The organism is Bacillus sp. DTU_2020_1000418_1_SI_GHA_SEK_038, from assembly GCF_032341175.1.
Taxonomy (GTDB): domain Bacteria; phylum Bacillota; class Bacilli; order Bacillales; family Cytobacillaceae; genus Cytobacillus.
The window spans coordinates 2954551-2980449 of the sequence record NZ_CP135435.1; the positions used below are offsets into that span (position 1 = coordinate 2954551).

23 protein-coding genes are annotated in these 25899 nt (G+C 38.7%); 1 reads left to right on the forward strand and 22 read right to left on the reverse strand.

All coding sequences use genetic code 11. The annotated features are described in order from the left end of the window. Positions 1-173 precede the first annotated feature (173 nt). The 8 genes from RRV45_RS14685 to RRV45_RS14720 all read right to left on the reverse strand — a co-directional run bounded on the left by RRV45_RS14685 (position 174) and on the right by RRV45_RS14720 (position 10644). Complete coding sequence (locus RRV45_RS14685) at positions 174-1484, reverse strand: dihydrolipoamide acetyltransferase family protein (RefSeq protein ID WP_315665439.1); 1311 nt, start codon at positions 1482-1484, stop codon at positions 174-176. Positions 1485-1523: 39 nt separating this feature from the next. Then, a complete protein-coding gene (locus RRV45_RS14690) occupies positions 1524-2507 on the reverse strand; it encodes an alpha-ketoacid dehydrogenase subunit beta (RefSeq protein WP_315665440.1) in 984 nt (327 codons plus the stop codon). Positions 2508-2522: 15 nt separating this feature from the next. Then, positions 2523-3515, reverse strand: a complete 993-nt coding sequence (locus tag RRV45_RS14695; RefSeq protein ID WP_315665441.1) for a thiamine pyrophosphate-dependent dehydrogenase E1 component subunit alpha — start codon at positions 3513-3515, stop codon at positions 2523-2525. An 83-nt stretch (positions 3516-3598) separates the two neighbouring features. Next, positions 3599-5020, reverse strand: a complete 1422-nt coding sequence (gene lpdA, locus RRV45_RS14700; protein ID WP_315665442.1) for a dihydrolipoyl dehydrogenase — start codon at positions 5018-5020, stop codon at positions 3599-3601. 62 nt (positions 5021-5082) lie between these two features. Continuing rightward, the gene (buk, locus tag RRV45_RS14705; RefSeq protein ID WP_315665443.1) at positions 5083-6189 is read right to left on the reverse strand and encodes a butyrate kinase; all 1107 of its coding nucleotides are present in this window, start codon (positions 6187-6189) and stop codon (positions 5083-5085) included. A 111-nt stretch (positions 6190-6300) separates the two neighbouring features. After that, positions 6301-7398, reverse strand: a complete 1098-nt coding sequence (gene bcd, locus RRV45_RS14710; protein WP_315665444.1) for a branched-chain amino acid dehydrogenase — start codon at positions 7396-7398, stop codon at positions 6301-6303. Positions 7399-7474: 76 nt separating this feature from the next. Then, on the reverse strand, positions 7475-8374 hold the full coding sequence (yqiS, locus tag RRV45_RS14715) for a phosphate butyryltransferase (protein WP_315665445.1): 900 nt from the start codon (positions 8372-8374) through the stop codon (positions 7475-7477). A 200-nt stretch (positions 8375-8574) separates the two neighbouring features. Then, entirely contained in the window at positions 8575-10644 is a 2070-nt protein-coding gene (locus RRV45_RS14720; RefSeq protein WP_315665446.1) for a sigma-54-dependent Fis family transcriptional regulator, read from the reverse strand. A 247-nt stretch (positions 10645-10891) separates the two neighbouring features. On the opposite strand from RRV45_RS14720, the gene RRV45_RS14725 reads away from it, so the two are divergent. Then, positions 10892-11128: a DUF2627 domain-containing protein gene (locus tag RRV45_RS14725; protein ID WP_315665447.1), complete on the forward strand. Its 237-nt coding sequence runs from the start codon at positions 10892-10894 to the stop codon at positions 11126-11128. Positions 11129-11161: 33 nt separating this feature from the next. On the opposite strand, the gene RRV45_RS14730 is transcribed toward RRV45_RS14725, so the two are convergent. From RRV45_RS14730 to accC, 14 genes are all read right to left on the reverse strand, one after another. Next, complete coding sequence (locus RRV45_RS14730; RefSeq protein WP_315665448.1) at positions 11162-11893, reverse strand: glycerophosphodiester phosphodiesterase; 732 nt, start codon at positions 11891-11893, stop codon at positions 11162-11164. A gap of 72 nt (positions 11894-11965) precedes the next feature. Beyond that, positions 11966-12757: a sporulation transcription factor Spo0A gene (gene spo0A / locus RRV45_RS14735; protein ID WP_315665449.1), complete on the reverse strand. Its 792-nt coding sequence runs from the start codon at positions 12755-12757 to the stop codon at positions 11966-11968. 293 nt (positions 12758-13050) lie between these two features. After that, positions 13051-14337, reverse strand: coding sequence for a SpoIVB peptidase (spoIVB, locus tag RRV45_RS14740; RefSeq protein WP_315665450.1), 1287 nt, complete (start codon positions 14335-14337; stop codon positions 13051-13053). A 123-nt stretch (positions 14338-14460) separates the two neighbouring features. Beyond that, positions 14461-16164 carry a DNA repair protein RecN gene (gene recN / locus RRV45_RS14745; protein ID WP_315665451.1) on the reverse strand — a complete coding sequence of 568 codons (1704 nt, stop codon included), beginning with the start codon at positions 16162-16164 and terminating at the stop codon, positions 14461-14463. Between the two features lie 18 nt (positions 16165-16182). Further along, a complete protein-coding gene (gene ahrC, locus RRV45_RS14750; RefSeq protein ID WP_315665452.1) occupies positions 16183-16632 on the reverse strand; it encodes a transcriptional regulator AhrC/ArgR in 450 nt (149 codons plus the stop codon). A gap of 199 nt (positions 16633-16831) precedes the next feature. Further along, positions 16832-17674: a TlyA family RNA methyltransferase gene (locus tag RRV45_RS14755; protein ID WP_315665453.1), complete on the reverse strand. Its 843-nt coding sequence runs from the start codon at positions 17672-17674 to the stop codon at positions 16832-16834. Between the two features lie 3 nt (positions 17675-17677). Then, entirely contained in the window at positions 17678-19570 is a 1893-nt protein-coding gene (gene dxs, locus RRV45_RS14760; RefSeq protein ID WP_315665454.1) for a 1-deoxy-D-xylulose-5-phosphate synthase, read from the reverse strand. A 185-nt stretch (positions 19571-19755) separates the two neighbouring features. Beyond that, complete coding sequence (locus tag RRV45_RS14765; protein ID WP_410489296.1) at positions 19756-20649, reverse strand: polyprenyl synthetase family protein; 894 nt, start codon at positions 20647-20649, stop codon at positions 19756-19758. A 2-nt stretch (positions 20650-20651) separates the two neighbouring features. Beyond that, positions 20652-20885 (reverse strand): exodeoxyribonuclease VII small subunit, encoded by a 234-nt coding sequence (locus tag RRV45_RS14770; protein ID WP_315665455.1) that lies wholly within the window; start codon positions 20883-20885, stop codon positions 20652-20654. A gap of 5 nt (positions 20886-20890) precedes the next feature. Next, positions 20891-22231, reverse strand: a complete 1341-nt coding sequence (xseA, locus tag RRV45_RS14775; RefSeq protein WP_315665456.1) for an exodeoxyribonuclease VII large subunit — start codon at positions 22229-22231, stop codon at positions 20891-20893. A gap of 303 nt (positions 22232-22534) precedes the next feature. Further along, positions 22535-23398 (reverse strand): bifunctional methylenetetrahydrofolate dehydrogenase/methenyltetrahydrofolate cyclohydrolase FolD, encoded by an 864-nt coding sequence (gene folD, locus RRV45_RS14780; protein WP_315665457.1) that lies wholly within the window; start codon positions 23396-23398, stop codon positions 22535-22537. A 44-nt stretch (positions 23399-23442) separates the two neighbouring features. Further along, positions 23443-23829: a transcription antitermination factor NusB gene (gene nusB, locus RRV45_RS14785; protein WP_315665458.1), complete on the reverse strand. Its 387-nt coding sequence runs from the start codon at positions 23827-23829 to the stop codon at positions 23443-23445. Positions 23830-24115: 286 nt separating this feature from the next. Continuing rightward, positions 24116-24499, reverse strand: coding sequence for an Asp23/Gls24 family envelope stress response protein (locus RRV45_RS14790; protein WP_315669045.1), 384 nt, complete (start codon positions 24497-24499; stop codon positions 24116-24118). A 36-nt stretch (positions 24500-24535) separates the two neighbouring features. After that, complete coding sequence (accC, locus tag RRV45_RS14795; RefSeq protein WP_315665460.1) at positions 24536-25894, reverse strand: acetyl-CoA carboxylase biotin carboxylase subunit; 1359 nt, start codon at positions 25892-25894, stop codon at positions 24536-24538. Positions 25895-25899 lie beyond the last annotated feature (5 nt).

Consider the following 25899-nt stretch of genomic DNA (forward strand, 5'->3'; position numbering starts at 1 on the left):
ATTATAAAAAAATTCGTAAAAATCATCTCATTTATATTTTATAACACGTAAATTAAACAAGCAATTAGGGTCTATCCCCTTAATTAGGTTGCTCACACTGATAAAATGCTGTTTTACACGCTAATAAGAAAGGCCGCCAGTTTTTGGCAGCCCATAAAAATAATTACCGCTTTTTAATATACGGATGTATTTTCTTTTGATGTATTTTCAAGAATTTCCTTCACACGCTGCAAGAAGCGTCCGCAAACAAGACCATCTAATACACGGTGATCAAGAGACATGCACAGGTTAACCATATCGCGTACAGCAATCATTCCATTGTTCATTACGACTGGGCGTTTAACAATCGATTCAACCTGAAGAATTGCTGCCTGGGGATAATTAATAATTCCATTAGACTGAATTGAACCAAATGAACCCGTATTATTTACAGTAAACGTTCCTCCAGACATTTCTGCTGAAGTCAGTTTTCCGGCCCTTACTTTTGCTGCCAGCTCGTTAATTTCACGCGCGATGCCTTTGATTGTCTTTTCATCAGCATGTTTAATAACTGGTACAAACAATGCATCTTCAGTTGCAACAGCGATAGAAAGATTTATATCCTTCTTTTGAATAATTTTGTCGCCAGCCCACATGGAGTTAATTTGTGGATATTCTTTCAGTGCCTGTGCAACAGCTTTTACAAAGAAAGCAAAGAATGTTAGGTTAAAGCCTTCTTTTTTCTTAAATTCATTCTTAATTGAATTACGATATTCGACTAAATTTGTTACATCAACTTCAATCATTGTCCACGCATGTGGAGCTTCGTGCTTGCTGCGAAGCATATTAGCTGCTATTGCCTTGCGTACACCGGAAACAGGAATTTCTATATCCCCTGGCAGAACTGGTACATTTGGAGCCGGAGCAGCTTGTTTTACTGGCGTTGCCGCTGCTTCCATAGCTTGTGGTGCAGCAGCTTGTGCTGGTACAGCTTGACTAGCTTGTGGAATATTTCCTGACTCAATAATCTTCGTTAAGTCTTTCCTAGTGATTCGACCGCCAGCACCTGTACCTGTTACAAGACTTAAATCAATGCCATGTTCCTGAGACAGCTTCAATACAGCAGGTGAGTAGCGAGCTTTATTTCCATCTTCAATCACAGGTGCAGGTACAGCCGCTGCAGCAGAAGTAATGCGAGTCTTTTCAGCAGGTGCTGAAGCTTCTGCTTGTGGAGCAGCTGGAGCCTCATCAGCTGTGCCTCCGCCTTCCGTTTCAATCGTCAGAATCACTTCGCCTACTGCATATGCAACACCTTCTTCTGCAATTAATTCTTTAATTGTTCCGGTAAAAGAAGATGGAACCTCTGCATTCACTTTATCAGTCATTACTTCTGCTAGCGGATCATATTTATTTACTTTATCCCCAACAGAAACTAACCATTTACTAATTGTGCCTTCAGTAACACTTTCACCTAATTGAGGCATCTTAATCTGTTCAATTGCCAATGAAATTGCCCTCCTTCTTGCATTCGAATATCCAGCTGATTAATATTCAGCAAGTTCTCTCATCGCTTTTTCAACTTTATCTGGGTTGACCATAAAGAATTTTTCCATTGTTGGAGCATATGGCATAGCAGGAACATCAGGGCCAGCAAGACGCTTAATTGGTGCATCAAGCTCAAAGAGGCAATTTTCAGCGATAATTGCTGAAACTTCACTCATGATGCTTCCTTCTTTGTTATCTTCTGTTAATAATAAAACTTTACCTGTTTTTGAAGCCGCCTCAATAATCGCCTCTTTATCGAGCGGATATACGGTTCTTAAATCAAGTATGTGAGCAGAGATGCCATCTTTTGCTAATCTTTCGGCTGCTTGAAGAGCGAAATGAACACATAAACCATAGGTAATAACTGTGATATCTTCGCCTTCCCGCTTTACGTCAGCTTTCCCAATCGGCAGCACATAATCATCATCTGGAACTTCCCCTTTAATTAAACGGTATGCACGTTTATGCTCAAAGAATAGAACAGGGTCTTCATCACGAATTGCTGCTTTTAATAATCCCTTTACATCATATGGTGTAGAAGGCATGACTATTTTTAGACCTGGCTGGTTGGCAAAAATGGCTTCAACAGATTGTGAATGGTATAAAGCACCATGAACACCTCCACCATAAGGAGCTCTAATAACAATTGGACAGCTCCAATCATTATTGGAACGGTAACGGATTCTTGCTGCCTCCGAAATAATTTGGTTGACTGCGGGCATAATAAAATCAGCGAATTGCATCTCAGCTATTGGGCGCATCCCGTACATGGCCGCACCAATTCCAACTCCTGCAATAGCAGACTCGGCAAGTGGTGTATCAATTACTCGATCCTCTCCAAATTGATCATAAAGGCCTTGGGTTGCTTTAAATACGCCGCCTTTTCTACCAACGTCTTCCCCTAAAACAAAAACTTTCGGATCTCTCTCCATTTCTTCACGGATTGCCATTGTAACAGCATCAATATAAGAAATTACAGCCATTATAGTTCCCCCCTACTATTCAGCATAAACATATTTCAGTGCATGGTCCGGCTCTGCATATGGTGCATTTTCTGCATAATCAGTTGCCTCATTTACTAGACTCATAACACGATCATTTATTTCTTTCTCATTGCCTTCATTCAAAATTCCTAATTCTTTCAGATAGGCTCCAAAGGTAATAATAGGATCCTTTGTTTTTGCCTCTGCAACTTCATCTGCTGAACGATAGCTGCGATCATCATCGTCTGATGAGTGTGGTGTTAAACGATAAGAAACTGTCTCGACAAGAGTTGGCCCTTCCCCTCTTCTGCCTCTGTCAGCTGCGTCCTTAACTGCTTGATAAACGGCGAGCGGATCATTTCCATCAACCGTAATCCCTGGCATACCATATCCAATCGCACGATCAGATACATTTTCACATGCTAATTGCTTTTCAATAGGAACAGATATCGCATATTTATTGTTTTCACACATGAAAATAACTGGGAGCTTATGAACCCCTGCAAAGTTTGCACCTTCATGGAAGTCTCCCTGGTTCGAAGAGCCTTCACCGAATGTAACGAATGTAACTAGGTCCTTCCCTTCCATTCTTCCTGCCAATGCAACACCTACAGCATGAGGAACTTGAGTGGTAACAGGTGAAGAACCTGTTACAATCCGATTTTTCTTTTGGCCAAAGTGTCCAGGCATTTGTCGCCCGCCTGAGTTTGGGTCTTCTGCTTTTGCAAAAGCAGAAAGCATTAAATCTGTCGGCGTCATCCCGAATGTTAAAACAACACCCATATCCCTGTAATATGGAAGAACATAATCCTTTTCCTTGTCAAGTGCAAAAGCTGCACCAACCTGTGCCGCTTCCTGACCTTGGCACGAAATCACAAAGGGAATTTTACCAGCACGGTTTAATAACCACATCCGCTCATCAATACGACGGGATAAAAGCATGGTTTCATACATATTTAATACCGTTTCATCACTCAAACCTAACTCTTTATGACGGTTTTCTACCATTACAATACCTCCTAAATAAGTATGTATAAAGAGCTGAAAAGCCCTTTTTGGGGATTGCTTTATAAAAATAGTGATTACAAGTCTTACCCGTGGATTGCCTTCCCATCGACTGCGAGAGCAGCCTCGCCAATTGCTTCTGATAAAGTCGGATGAGGATGGATCGTATGTGCTACTTCCCATGGGGTAGCATCCAGCACCCGAGCTAGACCTGCTTCAGAAATCATATCAGTTACATGCGGTCCGATCATATGAACACCTAAAATATCATTTGTATCCTCGTCTGCAACAATTTTTACGAACCCATCCGCTTCACCAAAAACCAAGGCTTTCCCAATTGCCCGGAAGGAGAATTTTCCTGTTTTAACCTTATAACCCATTTCTTTCGCTTCATCTTCCGTATAGCCGACACTTGCTGCTTCCGGCGAGCTGTATATGCATTTAGAAACAAGGCTGTAATTGATCGGTGAAGGATTTTGGTTTGCCATATGCTCCACTGCCACAATACCTTCATGAGAAGCAACATGTGCAAGCTGAAGTCCGCCAATCACATCTCCAATCGCATAGATATGTGACTCTTTTGTTTGGAAAAATTCATTAGTTGCTATAAAGCCCTTCTCAACTTGAATATCTGTATTTTCAAGCCCAATTCCTTCGATATTTGCTTGGCGGCCAACGGAAACAAGTAGCTTTTCAGCACTATACTCCCTCTGCTCACCTTTTACTTCAGCTGAAATGGCAACATTGCCTTCTGCCTGTTTTAGGGTTTCAGGGAGCACTTTTGCTCCTGTTACAATTTTTACACCTTTTTTCTTCATTAATCGCTGCATTTCCCTTGAAACCTCTTTATCTTCTGTAGGGATAATTCGGTCCGCATATTCAACAACCGTAACGTTTGCCCCGAAATCAGAGAGCATGGAGGCCCATTCTATTCCAATTACTCCACCGCCGACAATAATGATCGAGTTAGGAACCTCCTCCATCATAAGCGCTTCATCTGATGTCATTACATTTCCGCCAATTTCAAGACCAGGTAATGTTCTTGGACGGGAACCTGTTGCTACAATTACATTTTTAGGAATAAGCATGGCGTTATCGTCTCCATTATTCATTTCAACTGAAATGGTTCCCGGCATAGGAGAAAAAATCGATGGACCTAAAATACGGCCAGTTCCTTCGTAAATGTCAATTTTACCTTGCTTCATTAAATGCTGAACACCTTTATGAAGCTGGTCAACAATTTTGTTTTTTCTTTCTTGCACTTTGCTGAAATTGACTTCAACATTACTTGCAGAAATACCAAATTCTTCACTACGTTTAGTTGTTGCGTACACTTCTGCACTTCTAAGGAGTGCTTTACTTGGGATACATCCTTTATGCAAGCATGTTCCGCCAAGCTTTCCTTTTTCAACTAAAGCTGTTTTTAAACCTAATTGGGAAGCGCGGATCGCTGCAACGTATCCGCCAGTTCCTCCGCCTAAAATGACTAAATCGTATTCTTCTGCCACGTTTATTCCTCCTATTTGACTAGCACCTTGGAGCAAATGTGCATTTGCTTATTCCATTTATTCTAATGAAAGGCAGTTTTCGATTTGGCTCCAGGATATTCCTTGTCAGCTTCCTCCCCGCGAAGTACACGAAGAGCACCTTCAGCTAATGCCTGCAGTTCGTTTTCTCCAGGATGGACAATAACATCTGCAATCCAATTAATGCGATCACTTATTTCTTTCACAAAATCTTTTCCGTAAGCAAGACCCCCGGTGATAACAATCGCATCGACTTTTCCACTTAACACCGTGCTGGCTGCACCAATTTCTTTCGCTACTTGATACGCCATTGCCGAATATATAAGCTTTGCATTCTCATCGCCTTTTTTAATCATTTGTTCAACCTTAACTGCGTCATTTGTTCCTAAATAGCCTACAAGTCCACCATGTCCCACTATTTTTTTCATGATTTCTTCACGATAATAAGAACCGGAGTAGCAAAGAGAAACTAAATCTCCGACTGGAACAGTTCCAGCACGTTCAGGACTAAATGGCCCTTCTCCATGTAAACCATTGTTGACATCGATTACTTTTCCTTTTTGATGGGCGCCAACTGTAATTCCTCCGCCCATATGTGTAATGATTAAATTTAATTCTTCATATTTTTTTCCGATTTCTTTCGCTGCTCTTCTGGCAACTGCTTTTTGATTCAATGCATGAAATATACTCTTTCTTTCAATTAAAGAAAAACCGGAAATACGTGCAATTGGAGCTAATTCGTCAACAACAACTGGATCAACGATGAAGGATTGAATATTTAATGCCGAAGCAATTTCATAAGCGATTATACCTCCGAGATTAGAAGCATGCTGACCTGCATAGCCTTCTCTCAAATCCTTTAGCATAGCCTCATTGACGGAATAGGTTCCCCCTTCAATCGGTCTTAGTAAGCCTCCTCTTCCACAAACTGCACTTAGCTTAGAAATATTAAATCCTTCTTTATCCAATGTCTCGAGAATTACATTTTTACGGAATTCGTACTGGTCAATAATATTTTCGAACGCATTAATTTCATCTGTATTATGGCGTATTGTTTTTTCTAAGATAGATATTTCATTATCGAAAACTCCAATTTTCGTAGAGGTAGATCCAGGATTGATAACGAGAATTCGATGTTCATGTTCTTGCACTTTGAAACCTCCGTATGAAAAGCGATTATGCTCACCGAATTAGAGTTTTAATCCGGTGAGCAAAGTATAAACCGCTATTCTTCAGTCTATTAAAAAAATAGTTTAACACTCTTATTTACGACGGCTTAATATATGATGGCCATTTTGCAGGAATTGACTTCTAGAATTGCGCATTCTTTCAATTCTCTCTTCTACCATGCGGTCAGCTGCTTTATAAGTTGGAATATTATCACGTTTTGAAATTTCAATGACTTTTTCAATGCTTTGGTAAAGTCCTTCAACCTTCTTCAATGCCCGCTCTGCATTGTAACCGTATAATTCATCTGCAACGTTAATTACTCCACCGGCATTTATAACATAGTCTGGAGCGTAAACAATTCCCATTTCATGAAGAATATCTCCATGACGCTCTTCTTTTAATTGATTATTTGCAGAGCCTGCAATAACTTTTGCTTTTAATTGCGGGATCGTTTCATCATTCACTGTTGCACCAAGAGCACAAGGCGCATAAATATCACATTCAACTCCATAAATTTCATTTGGATCAACTGCTTTTGCACCAAAGTCATTTACTGCACGCTGAACAGCCTCTTTATTAATGTCTGTTACGATTAATTGAGCTCCTTCTTCATGCAGATGCTTGCACAAGGTGTAAGCAACATTCCCAACACCTTGTACTGCAATAACTTTTCCTTCTAAAGAATCTGATCCGAACGCTTCTTTCGCCGCAGCCTTCATTCCAACGTAAACCCCATAAGCTGTTACAGGTGATGGATTGCCTGATGAACCAAATGCAGGTGAAATTCCAGTTACATAATCAGTCTCTTCATGGATTAGGTCCATATCAGCTACAGTCGTACCGACATCTTCGGCAGTAATATAGCGCCCATTTAATCCTTGAATATAACGGCCAAAGGCACGGAACATTTCTTCGTTTTTATCCTTTTTAGGGTCACCGATAATGACAGTTTTTCCTCCGCCAAGGTTAAGTCCAGCTGCTGCATTTTTATAAGTCATTCCTTTTGCAAGACGTAATGCATCTTCAATTGCGGCTTCTTCTGATGCGTATGTCCACATACGAGTTCCGCCTAACGCTGGCCCTAATGTTGTATCATGGATCGCGATAATCGCCTTTAAGCCCGATGTTTTGTCCTGGCAGAATACTACTTGCTCATAGTCATATTTTTCTAGATATTTGAAAATTTCCATTTGAAATTCCTCCTAAAATAGTTTGGTTTTTAGAATCACTGTAATAATTTGTAAACATTTAGTTTGAGATTTATCGCTATTTTGCTGAGCATAAAGCCAATGCTAGGGAATAAAGCTTACTCTCGGCTGTGTCAGCCCTGGATGTTAAAACAATAGGTGCCTTTGCACCTGCTATGACTGCCCCAACCTTTGCCTTGGCAAAATAAATCAATGATTTATAAAGTGCATTCCCAACCTCAATCGTTGGAACTAATAATATATCTGCTCTTCCTGCTACATCACTTGTTATCCCTTTATGTTCGGCAGCAGTCATAGAAATGGCATTATCTAAAGCTAACGGTCCATCAACTATACAATCTGTCAGCTGCCCGCGCTTGTTCATCAAGGTTAGGGCTGCTGCATCAAGAGTAGCTTGCATAGCTGGATTTATCACTTCAACTGCTGCAATTGGGGCAACAAGCGGTTTGTCAATCCCAATGCTCTTCGCTATTCCAATCGCGTTTCTAAGAATCTGTGCCTTCTGCTCTAAATCGGGGGCAATATTCATAGCAGCATCTGTAATCATTATAAATTTGTCATAGCTCGGAACTTCAAATACAGCAACATGAGATAAGACGCTTCCAGTCCTTAAACCATAGTCTTTATTCAATACGGCCTTTAAAATAGTTGCAGTAGGAATATTTCCCTTCATCAAAACATCCGCTTCATTTAACTTTACAGCCTTTACAGCATTCTCAGCTGCTAATCCTTTTGATAACGTATGAATGATTTGGATATTTCCACTAGAGGCAAGATTTTCGTGTTTATTTACGATTTGTAAAATTTTCTCCTTATCCCCGTACAATAAAAAATTTGCTAAGTTTCGTTTAACTGCTTCAGAAACGGCCTCAATCACCTCATGATCCTCTGCTGCAGCAACGGCTACTGTTTTCATTTGATATTGGGTTGCTCTCACTATAAGCGAATCCAAATCCATCTAGTCTCAACCCCTTTACTACAAAGCGTGTAATGCTTGCTTATTTGCAATTTGAAATAGACTGCTCTAGTTCAAAGGCAATTTAACACAATGACTGCTACAGCCATTTAATTATTTGCAAGAATTGTGCCAAACCAAATTACTATGAAAACGCTTTATTTATAGTTTCGGTACATGAAGATTATTGCACAGTATGAAATTTATTGCATGCTATTATTTGCAATTCCGTACTTCTCAAGTTTATAGTACAAATTTCTTACTGATAAACCGAGGGATTTTGCGGTGATTGTTTTGTTTCCGGCAGATCTTTTTAAGGTTTGCAATATTAGCTCTTTCTCATACTGCTCAAGCATCTGGTTTAATGTTTGGTTTGGGACTGCTTCCTTACTTTCATTTTCGTTTTGGGTTTTATCGTTTATTTTTATCAATTCCGGGACATGGGCCTCGTCCAAAACATTTTCATTATAATTCATAAAAATAATGGCTCTTCCGAGAATATTATCTAGCTCTCTGACATTTCCAGGCCAATCATACAACATTAATTTATTCAATGCAGATTGGGATATTTGCTCTACATTCCGTCCGTATTCCTGATTGATTTTCTGGATCAGACGATTACATAGCAACGGAATATCTTGCTTTCTTTTTCTTAACGGTGGAATATGAATGGGCATCCGATTCAAACGGTAGTATAAGTCTTCCCTAAATGTTCCATTTGCAATTCCTTTTTCTAAATTTACATTTGTCGCTGCAATTACCCTGACATTGATCTGAATTGGCTTTGTTCCACCTACTCGAGTAATCTCTCTTTCCTGTAAAACCCTTAGTAGTTTTGCCTGTGTATTGGCTGATAACTCACCGATTTCATCTAAGAAAATACTGCCATTATTAGCCTCTTCAAATAGCCCCCTTTTTCCTCCCCTTTTCGCTCCTGAAAATGCACCTTCTTCATATCCGAAAAGTTCACTCTCTAATAAAGTCTCAGAAAGAGCAGCACAATTAACACGAATGAATTTATTGTATTTACGGTCACTGCCATTATGTATAGCGTGGGCAAATAATTCTTTCCCTGTACCTGATTCCCCTCTTAATAATACAGTTGCAGGAGTTTTTGCCCCAAGACGAGCTTGCTCAATCGCAATGGTCATCTCTTCGGAATTGCCGATAATATCATCGAAGGAATACTTCGCTTCCAGATTTCGAATGATTTGCCGTGCTTGATTTAACTCTCTATTTAATATTTTGATTTCAGAAACGTCATGAATGACACCAACACTGCCTTTTAATTTTCCATCTACTATGACAGGTGCTACATTAACGATTACCTCTTTTTTATTTGGTCCAACTCGCATCGCAACGCCTCTAACTGCTCTTCGTGTTTGCAGCACCTTCATATGTACACTTTCGCCCTCAGAAATATCTGCGTTTGCCGGTTTACCGATAACCTCATCCTCTCTGAGACCAGTGATTCTTGAATAGGCAGGATTTATTAATATGCCTCGGCCGTTTTCATCGACTACTGAAATGGCTTCATCACTTGAATGAATGATGGCTTGAAGCATTGTTTGGATTTCTTTTAAGTTTGTAATTTCCTCTGCAAGGTTCATCACTTCGGTAATATCCTTGAACACCGCAAAGGCGCCGATTAGCTCGTTATTCTCCCCAACCATCGGAATTCTTGTTGTAATAATCTTCACACCATTATTTAGGACCAACTCTTGATTAGAATATGTACGTCTAGTTTCTAATACTCTTGGTAATTCACTGTTAGAAATAACATCAAGGATATGTCTTCCGATGGCTTCATTTCTATTAGTGCCCGTCATTCTTTCAGCACTTTTGTTAAATAAAATGATTTCACAGTGTTTATTAATCACGATCATGCCATCTCCAGTAGAGTTGAAAATGAGATCATGCTTATATTTTTCGTTCTGTATATTAGTTATTAATTCTTCTTTTTCCTCAATTAGATTTGCAATTAGAGCAGCAACACTGCCAGGTATGAGAACTGAATCTTTTCTTTTCGTTTCTCTTAGCTCAATAAACACATCTTTATTGCCTGTCACTTCAACGATTATATCAATATCCTGCATAATAAATTTCCGCCAGTCAGTGCCAGTGGGAATTCCTTCTTCGTTTGCAATTAAAAGGCCAGGCGCGTTTATATTGTGGTCAACAACAGCTATTACTTTTAACATCGCTGTTTCTTTCAAGATTTTTAAGATTGCTGATCCGCCTTTTCCCGCACCTACAATCATTACGGTTTGCATCGTATTTGACCACCCTCTAGATTGAAATTTATTGCATTCAATTCTGTTTCTTTTTGCAAGTTATTTCATATAAGTGTATTTTATCTTAGAAAGTCGGCCAAGCCAAATAAAAATGTTTTTCACTAATTTTTATAACCGAAAAAAGTATTCAAAAAGCTTGAATTGCTTGACAAATTTCCCTATTGATTTATTATTTTTATGAACGGTATTAATTAAGTAGTATTTATGAAACGAAGGGATTTTTCCGATGGTTAGATTAATCGCTTTATTAATTATGCTTATACCAGGCCTCTTGGCTGCCTATGGAATAAAATTAATGAGAGATATGGTTTTTGGAATTTTGCAAAATCCTTTTCCTTATTTATGGCTTCAATTTCTAGCTGGTCTGCTATTCTTTTTGATCGGACTTGGCTTTATTGCTGGATTTATTCTTCACCGCGATCGAAAGAAGAATAAGGTTCAGCCGCGTTTCCAAAGGAAATAAAAATTGAAAGAGGCTGTCTTAGGACAGCCTCTTTCATTGGTATATACCTTTAATTTCATTTGCTAAGACTGGATTATCTGTAATAAATGCTGAACAGCCAACTGAAAATAACCTGTGCATTTCCTTTTCCTTATTAACGGTATAAGGTCTAACCGCAATACCATACTCTTCTGACGCCTTTATTAGCTCTGATTTGGCGATTGTATATTTAGGATGAATACTTCCGGCACCAATGGATTCGGCATAAATCCAAGGCATATAAAGGCCCTCTGAAAACAATGGTGCTGTTTCAATCTCTGGGGCTAGACGGTAGCAATATACAATGCTGTAGTGATTGAATGAAGAAAGGATGACACGATCCGTTAAATCATATGCCCGAATAAGGGTAATAACCTTTTCCTCCATCCCTTCGTATGGAAAAACCCCATTTTTCAATTCAACATTACAAATCATACGGTTCGTCTTCATCCATTCCAAAACTTCAACTAATGATGGAATCGGCTCTATTTGGGAAAAAAGCTTTTTCCTCTTGCCACTAGCGTCAAGCTTTCTTAAATCTTTATATATAAAATCTTTTACGTAGCCTTTCCCATTTGTTGTCCGATCTACTTTTTCATCATGGATAACAACAACTTCGCCATCCTTTGTTAACTGAACATCCAATTCGATTCCGTCCGCACTCGCTTTTTCTGCTTCCCTAAAAGCCTTCATCGTGTTTTCAGGGTACAAGGCGGAATATCCCCTATGAGCAAATATTAATGTCATAAACATTACTCCCCATTAGAAAAGCGTCCTCTGAAAAGAGAACGCTTTCTCAATTTACTTAATCTAACTCTTTCAAGAAGCTTTATGCTCAAGCCTTAATTTATCAGCGACCATTGCAATGAATTCTGAATTGGTTGGTTTCGCTTTAGACATAGACACAGTGTAGCCGAATAGGGACGAAATGGAATCAATATTCCCCCTGCTCCAGGCTACTTCAATCGCATGGCGAATAGCACGCTCTACACGGCTTGCCGTTGTATTGTATTTCTTCGCAATATCAGGATATAACACTTTTGTAATCGAACCGAGGAGCTCAATATCATTATATACCATTGAAATCGCTTCACGAAGATACATATAGCCTTTAATATGCGCCGGCACACCTATCTCATGAATGATGCTCGTTATGCTTGCATCGAGATTCTTGGGCTTTGATTCCACTTGTGACCGATAAGATGAAGTGGATGGCTTTCTAATAACTGGATTTGCTTTTCCACTCACTTGACGAATATGACTAGCAAGATTCTCCATATCAAATGGCTTGAGAATAAAATAGGAGGCGCCCAAATCAACTGCTTTTTTCGTTACGTCCTCCTGTCCAAAAGCAGTAAGCATAATCACATTTGGCAAATTAGCCTTTTTCATTTCCCGCATCTTCCCAAGAACCGCTAAACCATCTAAATGAGGCATAATTATATCTAAAATAAGAACATCAGGATCTTCTTGATCTAAAATATCGAGGCATTCCTGTCCATTATGACCAACACCCACAACTTCCATATCTTCCTGAGTTGAAATATATTCTTCTAAAAGCCCGACAAGCTCTCTATTGTCATCGACAACACAAACTTTAATTTTCTTCACGTATTCTTTCCTCCTCGATCCTTAATGGTCTCTTTAGTATCTATTCTTATTCTAAATGAGAAATTCGACAATGCAACTGAAAATCCTTTAGATTTTTTAAAAATTCTCAAAAATAGGTGAAAATCATTAGTTTTCTTTGGTTTTCTTTATTATTCGACCCTTTTCGATAATAGATGGGTATTTCGAAGATGTTTTGTCGAATAATCTTTATGTTAATTATAGCATATGTAATTAAATTTCATTTATTGCTTTTAAACCTCAAAAAAAGACGGGTCATCCCCGTCTTAAAAGCTTTATGAAGCTTTTTCTCTTTGTTTTTCATATATATCGATTTCTGCTTCATTGAGCATCCATTCAATATGAACACCATATCCGCTCGTTGGATCATTCACAAAAACATGTGTGACGGCCCCAATTACTTTATCATTTTGGATGATGGGGCTGCCGCTCATTCCTTGAACAATTCCTCCCGTTTTAGCTAAAAGCTTTGGATCGGTAACTTTTATTACCATCCCTTTTGTCGCGGGGAACTTTTGTGGAATCGTGCTCACAATTTCAATATCAAATAAGTTTACCTCATCATTATCAACTACAGTTAAAATTTTTGCAGGACCTTCTTTTACTTGATGAGATAATGCGATCGGCATCGGCTTATCTAAAATACCATTCCTAATATCCTGATTTAGCTCTCCGAAAATCCCAAAAGGACTATTTCTGACGATATTCCCGATAACTTCCTTATCCTCTGAAAAACGGGCAAGTTTTTCCCCAGGATTGCCATTACTTCCTTTCTCAATAGAGGTAACTGTAGAGCGGACGATTTGACCGTCATCAACAACAATCGGTTTTTTCGTATCCATATCGGAAATAACATGGCCTAAAGCTCCATATTTTCGTGTTTCCGGATGATAAAATGTCATTGTTCCGATTCCAGCAGCTGAGTCGCGAATATATAATCCAAGCTTGAAGGAACCCTCTCCTTTTTCTTTAAGGGGAGTTAATTCTGTTGAAAAATGATTATTTTCTCGATTTACAACAATCGTTAGCGGCTTGCCTGATTTCCCTGCTTCTTGGACAAAAGGAGCTACATCTGACATTTTTTCAATTTTTTTGCCGTTAATTTTCGTGATGATATCTCCAACTTTAATTCCAGCTATTTCTCCAGGAGAAGACTTTCCATTTACTGTATTTATTTGATGGTGGCCTACTACTAAGACGCCAACCGTATTAAGTTTAACACCTATAGACTGTCCACCTGGAATCACTTTAAAATCCTTTAGTACATTTACATCGACCTTTTTGATTGGGAAACCTGCTAGTTCTAAAAACATTTCATTTTCCCCACGATTATTTGCTTTTAGGGAAACTGAATGATTGTCTTGGTTAAGTGCAATACTTGAATCTGTAGACATAGTTGCCGTTACCATTTCTGCTTTAGCCAGCTGAATTTGCTGGCCCTCAAAAAGAGTGATTGAAGTTGGAATTTCTAAATACTTTTGAATGGGTTTGGAAAATCCAATTGCAATTAATGAAACAAGGAGAATTCCACCAATTATTTTTCTTAAAGCTTCTGCTGTCAAAACCTTCACTCTCCTCGCTTCTAATCCACAACGTCAAATGGCTACATCTATAATTTTGCCTGTATGGCGTGCATTTATAACTGATTTGGCGATAAAAAAAGCTATCCTGCTTTGGATAGCTTTTCAATGTATTTTTTCTTCCTGCACCTTAATTTTTTTTGCAAGCTGAAGAAGCTCTTTTGCATGCTCTTTCGTTAAATCAGTAATTTCGACCCCTGAAATCATCCGGCCAATTTCCTTGACTTTTTCTGCTTCATTTAGTGCCTTAACTGATGTTTTCGTCCGGCCATCTTTAATATTTTTTGCGATATACAAATGTGTATCTGCCATTGCAGCTACTTGAGGTAAATGAGAGATACACAACACTTGCGAATTAATCGCAACATGGTGAATCTTTTCTGCAATAGCTTGGGCAACCCGGCCGCTTACTCCTGTATCCACCTCATCAAAAATAATAGAGGTAACTCCTTGGTGCTTTGAAAAAATACTTTTTAAGGCAAGCATAATTCTTGATAATTCTCCCCCTGATGCAATTTTTGAGAGGGGTTTCAATGGTTCTCCTGGATTGGTTGATAGGTAAAATTCAACTTTATCCAATCCATTTTTTGTGAAATTCTCCAAATCTGAATCAAATTTCACTTCAAATACAGTCTTGTCCATATAAAGCGCTTTTAATTCTTTATGTATTAATTTTATTAAAGTTTTAGCTGTGTTTTTTCTTAAAGTGGACAATTCTTCCGCTTCAACTGTAAGATCTTTTCGTAAGGAGGAAATTTCTTTTTCTAAATGGCTTATATGTGTTTCTTTATTTTGTAATGTTTCTATTTCTTCTTCGATTTTTGAAGCATACTCAAGAATCTCAACGATAGTCTTTCCATACTTTCGTTTTAATTGTTGTATCTCATTTAGTCTGTCCTCGATTTCAGCAAGTCTTCCAGGATCGTACTCTAGAAAATCAAGTTCATTCCGAAGGCTTCTCATTACATCCTCTAGCTGATAATAGCTGTTTGACACAGCTTCAGCAAGCTCCTTATATGATGGATCAATTCCAGCGGCATCTTCAATATGCCCCATAACAAGTCCTATCCAATCCAGACCTCTTTGCTCCCCTTGAAGACCAGAGTAGCCTGCTTGTAAGGAATCGAATATCCGTTCGAAGTTACTAAGCTTTTTCCGCTCTTCATAAAGCTCCTCATCTTCATTTAGCTTTAAATTTGCTTTTTGAATTTCATCATATTGAAACTGGATTAAATCTAGCCGATGGGCCATTTGCTGATCATTTTCACTTAATGTTTTTAAGTATTTTAATTTTTGCTCATACATTTGATAAACTCGCTCGTATTCGAAATGTGCAGAGCTAATCTTCTCACCGCCAAATTGGTCAAGAAGACTAATATGCTTTATTTCATCCATCAATTCCTGGTGCTCATGCTGCCCATGAATATCAATCAATGTACTTCCAATTTCCCTTAAAATCGAAATTGTAACGAGTTTGCCATTGATTCTGCACACACTTTTTCCTGACTTTGAAATATCTCTTCTAAGAACAATCATGCCATCTTCCAGTTCAATACCAAATTCGATCGCCCTTTTGTATATTGGGTGATTTGGATCTTCCATTTGAAACAAACCTTCTATTTCGGCCTTATCCTCTCCATGCCTTACATATTCCGCAGATCCTCTTCCGCCTACAAGGAGATGAATCGCATCAATAATGATCGACTTACCCGCACCCGTTTCACCGCTTAAAACAGTCAAGCCCTTATCTAATGAAATGGAAAGGGCTTCAATAATAGCAAAATTCCTAATTGATAATTCAGTTAACAAAAGAAATCATCCCCATTTTTAAAGCATTTCAAGAAAACGATTTGTAATTTCTTCAGATTGCTCTGGTGTTCTGCAGATAATTAGGCACGTATCATCCCCGCAAATAGTACCAAGTATTTCTTCCCAATCTAAATTATCGATAAGCGCCCCAATAGCCATCGCATTTCCCGGAAGTGTTTTCATAACGAGCAAATTTCCTGCTGAATCTATCCGGACAAAAGCATCCATTAGATTACGTCTTAATTTCTGTAAAGGATTAAACCGCTGATCTGCTGGAAGACTATACTTATATCTGCCATCTTGCAGAGGAACTTTTACAAGATGAAGCTCTTTAATATCTCGTGACACCGTGGCTTGTGTTACATTGAATCCGGCATTCTTTAACTCATCGACAAGATCATCCTGTGTTTCAATATCATTATTTGCAATAATCTCCCGTATCTTAATATGACGTTGTCCCTTTGTCATATACTCACCCCAATTATATAAAACGCTATGCGCCTGATTTTTTTATATCTCTTCCAAATGAATGTAAAAAAAGACTAAAATCTAATTATATGTTAGCTGATTTTCCCTATAAAGTACAATTATTCTTTGTTTTTCTACAGATTATTTGCCATTAATATACACGCAGACATAAATAAAATGAAGAGGAATAAGCAGCAGCTTAATCCTCTTCATTTTGCTTCGTCTTAAGTTCAGTATGGGCTTCATTCACTACTGCTTTAGCTTCAAAATTCAAGTCATTTTCGCCGATTTCCTTTTCGCCTGTCCAATAAAGGTGGAGCAGAAATTCAATATTCCCATCACCTCCAGTTATAGGAGAAAACGATAGGTTTTTCACATCGAATCCTAGACTAAGGGCAAAGGAAATCATTGTTTCTAGAACCTGAACATGAACCTTTGCATCGCGTACAATGCCTTTTTTTCCAACCTGTTCACGTCCAGCTTCAAACTGCGGCTTAACGAGCGCAACTACATCACTGCCTGAAACTAAGAGAGTCTTTAATACAGGAAGAATAAGCTTTAAAGAGATGAATGAAACATCAATTGAAGCGAAGTTTGGCATCCCTTCTTGAAGATCGGCTGGTGTTACATAACGGAAGTTGGTCCGCTCCATGACAACAACACGCTCATCCTGCCTTAGCTTCCAGGCGAGCTGATTGTAGCCGACATCAAGGGCATATGACATTTTTGCGCCATTTTGTAAAGCACAATCTGTAAATCCGCCCGTTGATGAACCAATATCAAGAAGGATTTTATCTTTTACTTCCAGGTCAAAAATTTTTAATGCTTTTTCAAGTTTTAGGCCGCCTCTGCTCACATAGGGCATGACTTTTCCCTTTACCCTTAACGGAATATCGCTGTTTACCTTTTCTCCGGGCTTATCGAGGCGTGTTTCATTACTAAATACAAGTCCAGCCATAATCGTTCGTTTCGCCTTTTCCCTCGTCTCTGCTAAACCTCTTTCAACTAATAAAATATCTAAGCGTTCTTTTTTTGCTTTCATTCCTTAAGCCCTTTTCTGTTTCTTTCTGGCAAGAATATTTATTCTTTCGACTACATCACTAGTAGTCATCCCGATTTCTTCTAATAGCTTATCAACACTGCCATGCTCGATAAAACGGTCTGGAATACCCATCCGGTCAATTTCTATATGATGAAAGCCGTTTTCATGGGCAAATTCAAGAACCGAACTGCCAAAACCGCCTTGAAGAATTGCCTCTTCGATCGTTAAAATCGGCATATCATCTTTAAATAATTCGAGAAGCATTTTCTCATCTAATGGTTTAATAAATCTTGCATTAATTACTTTTATTGATTGGCCTTGTTTTTCTAATATCGCAGCTGCTTTCATTGCCATCGGAATTGTTGTTCCAAATGTGAGAATGGCAGCATCTGTACCATTCTTTAGCACTTCCCAAGTCCCAATAGGAATTTTTTTGAAGGTTGTGTCCATTGGTACACCCAAGCCATTTCCTCGTGGAAATCTCAAGGCTATTGGTCCATCATCATAGTTAACAGCAGTATAGACCATATGCTGGCCTTCATTTTCATCTCTTGGCATCATCAGGACAAGATTTGGCACATGTCTCAAAAAGGCAATATCAAAAACACCTTGATGTGTTTCTCCATCAGCACCAACTAAGCCAGCTCTGTCGATTCCGATAAAAACATTTAAATTCTGCCTGCAAATATCATGCACGACTTGATCATAGGCACGTTGAAGAAATGTTGAATAAATTGCTAGAAACGGCTTCATTTTCTGTGTTGCTAAGCCAGCTGCCACAGTTGCAGCATGCTGTTCTGCAATTCCAACATCATACATCCGTTCAGGGAATTCACTTGCAAAGCCCTCTAATTTTGAGCCTACCGGCATAGCTGGAGTAATGGCAACGATCCGGTCATCTTCTCTCGCTAATTTGCGAACCGTTTCACTTACAAGTGAACTCCATGCTGGTGGCGTATTAGCCGGTTTCACAAAATCTCCTGTTTCAATTTTGTAAGGCCCCGTTCCATGCCATGTTCCAGTTGTATCGCGTTCAGCAGGGGAATAGCCCTTTCCTTTTTTTGTGATAACATGCAACAGAACTGGTCCCTCAGTTTTCTTGGCATAGCTTAAATTTTCAAATAGGCTTTCAAAATTATGACCATCAACTGGTCCAAGATAGGTGAAGCCCATCTCCTCAAAAAACATCCCTGATACAAAAAGATATTTAAGGCTATCCTTTAATCTTTCAGCTGTTGAAGCAAGCTTGCCGCCTACTGCAGGGATTTTTTTCAGGAGAAGTTCGAGTTCATCCTTTGCCCACTGGTATTTCCCAGCTGTACGAAGTCTTCCTAGAACATTGTGCAGTGCCCCTACGTTTGGAGCAATGGACATTTCATTATCATTTAATATGACAATCATATTCTTTTTTTCGTGACCGATATGGTTCAATGCCTCTAAAGCCATACCGCCAGTTAATGCACCATCACCAATGACTGGTATCACGTAGGATTTTTCCTTTTTCAAATCCCTAGCAATTGCCATTCCCATAGCAGCAGATAGTGAGGTTGAACTATGTCCCGTCTCCCATACGTCATGTTCACTTTCAGACATTTTTGGAAAGCCGCATAGGCCCTTATATTGCCTCAATGTATCAAATTGATCGGCACGGCCAGTCAGGATTTTATGAACATATGATTGGTGGCCAACGTCCCAAATAATTTTGTCCTTCGGGCTGTCAAAACATTTATGCAAAGCAACTGTTAATTCAACAACACCCAAATTTGGCCCAATATGGCCCCCAGTGTACGACAATTTTTCAATTAGAAATTGGCGTATATCCTGGCTTAATGCCTCTAATTCTTTATTTGATAGCCCTTTTAAAAAAGTTGGGTCTTTAATTTTCATTAGATCCATTCAGAGGATCACTCGCTTTCATTTCTTAATCATGCACATATCTCTTTTGATGTTCATTAGCCTGTATCTCTTATGAAGTTATCCCTATATACGGTTTATTATAACAGTATGAATGAATTCCTCAAGATAGTGTAGTAATTTGGCAATTTAGAGATAATGCCTTTTGTGTATTCAAAATAAATTTTTTAATGGTTTCTTTTTTCGATTAGGTCTGTAATTTCCTCTAGAAGCTTTGTATTCAGGCCGGTTACTGCAAGCTTAAACTTTGCTTGCTGGATATGGTGATGCAGGGCTTCTTTTGCACCGTTCAATGTAAGCAGTGAAGGATAGGTGCTTTTGTGGTTAGAAGCATCACTGCCAACAGGCTTGCCAATTACCTCTTCCGTCCCTTCTAAATCAAGGATGTCATCACGTATTTGAAATGCGATTCCAAGATGGTAAGCAAACTCACCAAGTGTTTTCATTGTTTCCTCGTCTGCTCCAGCAAGAATTGCTCCAGCCACAACACTGTATTGCAGAAGTTTACCCGTTTTATGAATATGAATATACTCTAATTCATTTAACGTTAGGACCTTATCCTCTCCACTTATATCAGCAACTTGTCCACCGACCATTCCTTCAGCTCCAGCTGCTTTTGACATTTCTTTAATAAGTTCAAGCTTCGTTTCCGCATTAGCAAATTCTGAAGGAGTTTCAGTAATTAATTGGAAGCTGTATGTTAACAGGGCATCACCTGCCAAAATCGCATAAGCATCTCCAAATACTTTATGATTGGTTGGCTTTCCCCGTCTCAAATCATCATTATCCATACTCGGAAGATCATCATGAATGAGCGAATAAGTATGAATCATTTCTACTGCAGAAGCAGTTTGAAGACCTTTCCTTGTATCTTCCCCAAATGCTTCAAGCGTAGCTAATAACAGAAGCGGTCTAATTCGCTTTCCTCCGGCTTCTAATGAATACAGCATCGATTCTTTAATAACGGAAGGAGCATTCAGCTTGCTGACACTTTCCCTTAACATATTTTCTAATAAGGCTTTTTGATTTTTTGCAAATAAAGAAAAGGATGGCTGCTGCAAAATTACTCCTCCTCGGTAATGACGAAATTTTCTTTCCGCCCATCCTCAGTCAAAATTTGAGTGAGCTGTGATTCTACATTTTTCAACTTATCATGACAAAGCTTGGATAGTTCCATACCTTGCTTATAAATATTGATGGCCTCTTCAAGAGGGACGTCCCCTTCTTCGAGCTTTTCTACAATCACTTCTAGTTTCTCCATAGCCTCTTCAAATGTTAGCTTTTGTTCTGAAGACAACGAAATCACTCCTCTATTTCCGTAACAAGGCAATTTATTATTCCATCTGGCACCTTTATTTTTACTTGATCATTTTCCTTAATTTGTTTAACGGATTTAACTAAGTTTTCTTCCTTTGTATAAACAAGACTATAGCCTCTATCCATAATTTTCAATGGATTTAGTGCTTCTAACGTAGCAATTTTATGTGAAAAATCTTTCTCTTTAGCGGCTAAAATATTTAGTATGATTTTATTGAGCTGCTTTTGCATTTTTTCCTGTTGTTCTTTAGAAGCTAATAGCAGGTCGTTCAATGGCTTTCGCTGCATCCGTTTCTGTATTTTCTGCCATTCGTCAATTTTTTGATGGAATAGCTTTCTAGAACCTCTTTCTAGCTGCTCAGTTAATCTGTCTACCTGCTCGAGCTTTTGTTCGTACAATTTCTGCGGGTAACGGAAAGCATATGATTTTTGAATTCTAGATAGTCTTTCGCTTTTTAACGTCATTTGTTCCTTTAGTGCCCTTAGTAATCGCGACTCTCGATTTAGAATTCTTTCTGTCAGATCCTCAATATGGGGGACAGCCATCTCAGCCGCACCTGTTGGTGTGGGAGCACGTAAATCAGCCACAAAATCAGCAATGGTAAAATCGGTTTCATGTCCAACAGCAGAAATGATGGGAATTTGCGAATGGAAAATGGCTTTTGCCACCTCTTCTTCATTAAAAGCCCAAAGCTCTTCAATCGAACCACCGCCACGCCCAATAATAAGCACATCTGCTTCATTTAATTCATTGGCTAATTGTATTTGCTTCACAATAGATGGTGCCGCCTGTAACCCTTGGACAAGTGCAGGGAATATTGTGATATTTACTACAGGATAACGCCTCTTAATCGTTGTTAATATATCACGGATTGCTGCTCCAGTTGGGGATGTTATAATACCGACTGTCTTTGGGAATTTAGGAATGGGTTTTTTATTTTGAGGTGAAAAAATTCCTTCCTTTTCAAGCCGTTCTTTTAACTGTTCAAAGGCTAAATATAAATCGCCAATTCCGTCAGGATGCATTTCTTTAATGTAGATTTGATACTGGCCGCTTGGCTCATAAACGGTAAGATCACCTCTAATAAGAACCTTCATCCCATTTTCAGGCGAAAATTTCATTCCCCGATTATTGCTTGAAAACATAACAGCAAGAACGCGGGCCTTTTCATCCTTTAACGTAAAATACATATGACCGCTGGAATGCTGTTTAAAATTCGAAATTTCACCCTTTACCAAGACGTCCTGCAAATGCGGGTCAGCATCAAATTTTCTCTTTATATATTTAGTAAGAGCATTCACTGTTAAATAGCGTTGGTCTTTCATAATAATAATCTCCTTATAGAAATGCGCAAGCACCTTGGTCACCCCCGACAAGCACAAGACGGGCCTCCCGGAAAGGTGAGCTCTACCTTTTTGGGAGGGCCGGCTTGTGACCTCGAGGGGGTAGGTGCTGGAGCTAGACAGTTCTCAAATTTTGAAAAAAGTTTATTATCTTTAGTATACCAACAACAAAACTGCCCTTTCATTATAGATTTAGTTTCTTAAACCGTCACGTATAAAGCGTACAGTGTAAGAGGAACTAAAGCATCATTTGAAAAGGGCAGAAGCTAGACAATTTATTAATTTTTACTTTGCATTTTTTTGCTGAATGGACTTAGCCGCCTTTAATGTATTAAACATAAGCATTGTTATTGTCATTGGACCAACGCCGCCTGGTACAGGTGTAATATAGCTTGCTACTTCCTTCACTTCATCGAAGTCCACGTCTCCGCAAAGCTTACCTTCACTATTTCGGTTTATTCCAACATCGATAACGATAGCACCTTCCTTAACATGCTCCTTCGTTATGAAATTCACCTTACCAACAGCTGCCACAATAATATCTGCTTGTCTAGTAAATTTTTTCAAATCTGTTGTTTTAGAATGGCAATATGTAACCGTTGCATGCTTATTTAGGAATAACTGGCCTGCTGGTTTTCCTACAATATTACTGCGTCCTACGACAACCACATGCTTGCCTGAAATATCTACATTTATAAAATCAAGCATTTCCATAACTCCATATGGGGTACATGGCAGAAACGCATCCTGTCCCGTCATCATTCTTCCAATATTAACGGGATGAAACCCATCTACATCTTTATCCGGAGAAATGGTTTCAATTACTTTCACTTCATCAATATGATGAGGCAATGGCAATTGTACTAAAATCCCATGAATATTTGGGTCCTCATTAAGTTCTATTACTTTCCCAAGAAGTTCTTCTTCACTTACCTCTTCAGGCAGCTCAATTAACTCCGAATGCATTCCAAGGTCCTTACAAGTTTTTTCTTTACTCGAGACATATGTTCTTGATGCCTGGTTATTTCCGACTAAAATCACGGCAAGTCCCGGAATAATGCCTTCTTTTTTTAGTTTTTCTACCTCTTCAGCGATAAAGGTCTTTTTTTGTCTAGCTATTTCTTTTCCATCAATCAAATTCACAGTCATGTTATCTTCTCCCTAAAAATTAATGAAAGGAACCTACTGACACATTAAAGCTGATGCTTTATCTTGGAAAGAACACCATTTATAAACTTGCTTGATTGATCATCCCCATATAATTTTGCAATTTCAATTCCCTCGTCTATAACGACATTTTGGGGTGTATCCTTGCAAAATAAAAGCTCATAAACGGATAGTCTTAAAAGATTTCGATCAACTGTTGCCAATCTTTCCAATGTCCAATTTTCTAAATTTTTCTTAATTATTTCGTCAATAGCTTCTTTGTTTTCTACAACTCCATTGACAAGCTGATTAAGAAATTCATTGCTTGGCGCATTCTCTAAAACATGTTCAATGGCTGAGGCTGGATCTACTTCGCTTACATCAATTTGAAAAATGGCTTGTAATGCTTTTTCTCTTGCTGTTCTTCTTTTCATTCTATTATTTACTCCTTTAACAGGGAAAGTTTCAGTTGCAGCCTAAGTCTAATCACTCATTGCATTATTGTTATTATCATTTATGCCATTTAATTCTGTAAAAATACATTTTAAATAATAGCATAAGATTGTCCAATAAGCACTGAGTAAGAAAAATTTTCCCCATTAAGCCAAATACTTTATCCATAATAACTCTAGCAGAAAACAGAATAAATTTAAACTATTGATAGACATTTAAGTAAAAAAGCCAAAGACAAATTTGTGTCTTTGGCCTTTTGATTATCAATTATATTTCTTGCTCGTACTCAACTGCTTGTTTTTGATTTTCAAAAACGATTCCAACAACATGAACATTTACTTCTTGTGCTTCTAGTGCAGTCATATTCAATAATGCTTGTCGGATATTGTCTTGAATTTTCTGGGCAACATTTGGAATGGAGACGCCGAATACCATTGAACAATATACATCTACCTTAATACCGTCCTCAGAAAGCTCGACTTTTACCCCTTTGCCATGATTTTTCTTCCCTAAACGTTCTACAACGCCTGTAGCGAAGTTTCCACGCATTTGCGCTACTCCTTCTACTTCTGATGCGGCAATTCCAGCAATGACTTCAATTACTTCTGGAGCAATCTCAATTTTTCCTAATCCATTGTTTTCATGACTCATTTCTAGAATATTCTCGTTCACCCTAAGCACCTCCAATTAGTCTTCTCTCTGCATAACATTATACATTTCTAAAAATTTAGTGTTGAATTGACCATCCACAAATTTTTCATGACTAAGAAGCTTTAAATGGAATGGAATAGTTGTGTGCACACCTTCAATAACAAACTCGCTTAATGCTCTTTTCATTCGGGCGATGGCTTCGTCCCTAGTTGCGCCATAGGTGATTACCTTTGCAATCATGGAGTCGTAATAAGGGGGAATCATATATCCCGGATATGCCGCAGAATCAACACGAACTCCTAAACCGCCTGGAGGAAGATACATGTTAATTCTTCCTGCGGATGGCATAAAATTCTTCTCTGGATTTTCTGCATTAATTCGGCATTCAATTGACCAGCCATTAAATGTAACATCCTTTTGCGAAAAATTCAGCTTTTCACCTGATGCCACTTTTATTTGTTCCTTTATTAAGTCAACTCCTGTTACCATTTCTGTAACTGGGTGCTCAACCTGAATCCGGGTATTCATTTCCATAAAGTAAAATTTGCGATTCTGGTAATCATATATAAATTCTATCGTGCCAGCGCCTGTATAATCAACTGCTTTTGCAGCTTTTACGGCAGCATTTCCCATTTCTTCACGTGTTTCACCATCTAATGCGGGAGATGGTGTTTCTTCTAATAGCTTTTGAAGACGTCTTTGAATCGAGCAGTCTCTTTCCCCTAGATGAACTGTGTTTCCGAATGTATCAGCTAAAACTTGAATTTCAACATGGCGGAAATCCTCAATATATTTCTCTAAATAAACACCAGGGTTGCCAAAAGCCGTTAAAGCTTCCTGCTGTGTTATGTTAATTCCCTTTACAAGCTCTTGCTCATTACGGGCAACGCGGATACCTTTTCCGCCGCCGCCTGCTGTAGCTTTAATAATAACTGGATATTCAATCTTGTTAGCAAGTTCAATAGCTTCCTCGATATCCTTAATAATTCCATTCGAACCAGGGACAATCGGTACGCCTGCTTCCTTCATTGTTTCTCTTGCAATATCCTTCGTTCCCATTTTCGTAATGGCTTCTGGCGTTGGCCCTACGAAAATAATATTACATTCACGGCATAGCTCTGCAAAATCTGCATTTTCCGCTAGGAAGCCATAGCCTGGATGAATCGCATCACAATCGGTTAGCTTTGCGACACTAATGATATTGGTGAAATTTAGATAGCTATCTTTAGATGCTGTCGGTCCAATGCAATATGCTTCATCGGCAAGCTGGACATGAAGAGCTTCTTTATCAGCCTCAGAAAAGACGGCGACCGTTTCAATCTCCATTTCACGGCAAGCACGAATGATCCGAACAGCGATTTCTCCTCGGTTTGCAATTAGCAGTTTTTTAATCATCCTGT

What these genes read in the sequence shown, in the direction of transcription:
- RRV45_RS14695 (WP_315665441.1), bottom strand. Translation starts at nt 3,515, where the DNA reads ATGGTAGAAAACCGTCATAAAGAGTTAGGTTTGAGTGATGAAACGGTA.
- ahrC (WP_315665452.1), bottom strand. Translation starts at nt 16,632, where the DNA reads ATGACAAAGGGACAACGTCATATTAAGATACGGGAGATTATTGCAAAT.
- accC (WP_315665460.1), bottom strand. Translation starts at nt 25,894, where the DNA reads ATGATTAAAAAACTGCTAATTGCAAACCGAGGAGAAATCGCTGTTCGG.
- RRV45_RS14730 (WP_315665448.1), bottom strand. Translation starts at nt 11,893, where the DNA reads ATGACATTAATATTTGCTCATAGGGGATATTCCGCCTTGTACCCTGAA.
- bcd (WP_315665444.1), bottom strand. Translation starts at nt 7,398, where the DNA reads ATGGAAATTTTCAAATATCTAGAAAAATATGACTATGAGCAAGTAGTA.
- xseA (WP_315665456.1), bottom strand. Translation starts at nt 22,231, where the DNA reads ATGAAAGACCAACGCTATTTAACAGTGAATGCTCTTACTAAATATATA.
- dxs (WP_315665454.1), bottom strand. Translation starts at nt 19,570, where the DNA reads ATGGATCTAATGAAAATTAAAGACCCAACTTTTTTAAAAGGGCTATCA.
- RRV45_RS14720 (WP_315665446.1), bottom strand. Translation starts at nt 10,644, where the DNA reads ATGCAAACCGTAATGATTGTAGGTGCGGGAAAAGGCGGATCAGCAATC.
- RRV45_RS14790 (WP_315669045.1), bottom strand. Translation starts at nt 24,499, where the DNA reads ATGAGTCATGAAAACAATGGATTAGGAAAAATTGAGATTGCTCCAGAA.
- RRV45_RS14755 (WP_315665453.1), bottom strand. Translation starts at nt 17,674, where the DNA reads ATGAAAGCAAAAAAAGAACGCTTAGATATTTTATTAGTTGAAAGAGGT.
- nusB (WP_315665458.1), bottom strand. Translation starts at nt 23,829, where the DNA reads ATGAAAAGAAGAACAGCAAGAGAAAAAGCATTACAAGCCATTTTTCAA.
- yqiS (WP_315665445.1), bottom strand. Translation starts at nt 8,374, where the DNA reads ATGGATTTGGATTCGCTTATAGTGAGAGCAACCCAATATCAAATGAAA.
- folD (WP_315665457.1), bottom strand. Translation starts at nt 23,398, where the DNA reads ATGACTGTGAATTTGATTGATGGAAAAGAAATAGCTAGACAAAAAAAG.
- RRV45_RS14690 (WP_315665440.1), bottom strand. Translation starts at nt 2,507, where the DNA reads ATGGCTGTAATTTCTTATATTGATGCTGTTACAATGGCAATCCGTGAA.
- RRV45_RS14725 (WP_315665447.1), top strand. Translation starts at nt 10,892, where the DNA reads ATGGTTAGATTAATCGCTTTATTAATTATGCTTATACCAGGCCTCTTG.